The organism is Pseudoalteromonas sp. Angola-30 (assembly GCF_028599215.1).
Lineage (GTDB): Bacteria > Pseudomonadota > Gammaproteobacteria > Enterobacterales > Alteromonadaceae > Pseudoalteromonas > Pseudoalteromonas atlantica.
In genome coordinates this window covers 1-1,683 of sequence record NZ_JAQREI010000037.1, presented here as the reverse complement: position 1 = coordinate 1,683, position 1,683 = coordinate 1, and the positions used below count along the sequence as shown (strand labels likewise).

1 protein-coding gene and 2 rRNA genes are annotated in these 1,683 nt (G+C 42.1%); all 3 read right to left on the bottom strand.

What is annotated here, in order from left to right; genetic code table 11:
* Positions 1 to 810: glutaminase B (gene glsB / locus PSH54_RS20470; protein WP_273607000.1), on the bottom strand; the 810-nt coding region annotated here is incomplete at its 3' end.
* 575 nt (positions 811 to 1,385) lie between these two features.
* A 5S ribosomal RNA gene (gene rrf / locus PSH54_RS20465) occupies positions 1,386 to 1,500 on the bottom strand.
* Positions 1,501 to 1,563: 63 nt separating this feature from the next.
* Positions 1,564 to 1,678, bottom strand: a 5S ribosomal RNA gene (gene rrf / locus PSH54_RS20460).
* Positions 1,679 to 1,683 lie beyond the last annotated feature (5 nt).

Sequence of the window (1,683 nt, the reverse complement as noted above, 5' to 3'; positions counted from 1 at the left end):
CGGTAATGCCGCTAATATAGTGCCTGACACACCCGACTTACCCGGCATACCCACTCTGTAGCCAAAGTCACCTGCCGCATCATATAAGCCGCTGGTAAATAAAATCGAATTTAATTGTTTATTCTGGCGACTACTCAAAACGCGCTTACCCGAGCTGTAATCAACCCCTTTATTCGCTAAAAAGTTATACGCTCTAGCTAACTCAATACAGTTAAGCTCAATCGCACAAAAATTGAAGTAAGACCAAAGTACATCATCGACGTCATTCTCAAAATTACCAAACGACTTCATTAAATGCGCCATTGCCGCATTTCTATGCCTAAATTCGTACTCAGAATTGGCCACTTTTTTATCAATCACTATTGCACTATTACCTGCAAGTAACCTAAACGTTTCAAGCATTGAGTGGCGAGGTGCGGATAATCGACTGTACAAAGCATCGCACGTCACAATCGCGCCAGCATTAATGAAAGGATTACGTGGTACGCCTTTTTCGAACTCTAACTGCGTAAGAGAATTAAACGCGGTTCCTGAGGGCTCTTTACCTACCCGATGCCATAGCTCGTCGCCATAGCGCTGTAGCGCCATTGTAAGCGTCATTACTTTAGAAACTGACTGAATAGTAAAACGTTTTGAGCAATCACCCGCACAAATGGTTTCGCCATCAGTGGTATAAATAGCAATAGAAAACTGCTCGCTAGAAACCTCAGCAAGTGCAGGTATATAGTCCGCAACCTTACCTTGTGATAACAAAGGGCGCACTTCGTGTGCTATTTCATCTAGTACAGTTTGGTAGTCAGCAGTGGGCAATTGACACCTCTATTTTGGCATTTATAAAAATTTGATTTTAACACGCACAACTTCTGCACGCCTAGCTATGTTACATGAATAAAATAGCAGATAAGCATGAACTTAATGTTTATTTTCAAAGTGATATTTTCTATATCAAAGCAATACCAACCCGCAATAAGCCTTAATTATTTTGCGGGGCTATAAACTGATTACACTCAGCACGATGTGCGCCGTGACTTTGCCTATAATAGCTTAGCTTTTTATAAGGATATGAATGTTATGGCTCAAAGAATTTACAAGCGCGAGCATTACAGAGACTGAGTTTGCATAAGATCTTGGCTTTTTATTAAGCCCCAGACAGTAAAAAACCCGTTACACCGCTGTAACGGGTTTCTTTAATTTGAATCCTGGTAATGTCATAGTGCCCAGAGCGGTGGAGAGTCACATAGCAAATGCTACACTATCGTTGGCCGGGGCTCGCCTTCGAGCTGTTTTGTTTGACTACAGAGTTTGGCGTGGGCTCTTGGTTATTTACTAAACCCCAGACAGCAAAAAACCCGTTACATCGCTGTAACGGGTTTCTTTAATTTGAATCCTGGCAATGTCCTACTTTCACATAGCAAATGCTACACTATCATCGGCGCTGTTTCGTTTCACTACTGAGTTCGGCATGGTGTCAGGTGGGTCCAAAACGCTATGGTTACCAAGAAAATTCTGTTCAATTTTCTTATTTTTATTTATTAAGCTTTACGTCCTTCGACTGAATTTGGAGCCTGGCAATGTCCTACTTTCACATAGCAAATGCTACACTATCATCGGCGCTGTTTCGTTTCACTACTGAGTTCGGCATGGGGTCAGGTGGGTCCAAAACGCTATGGTTACCAAGCAAAT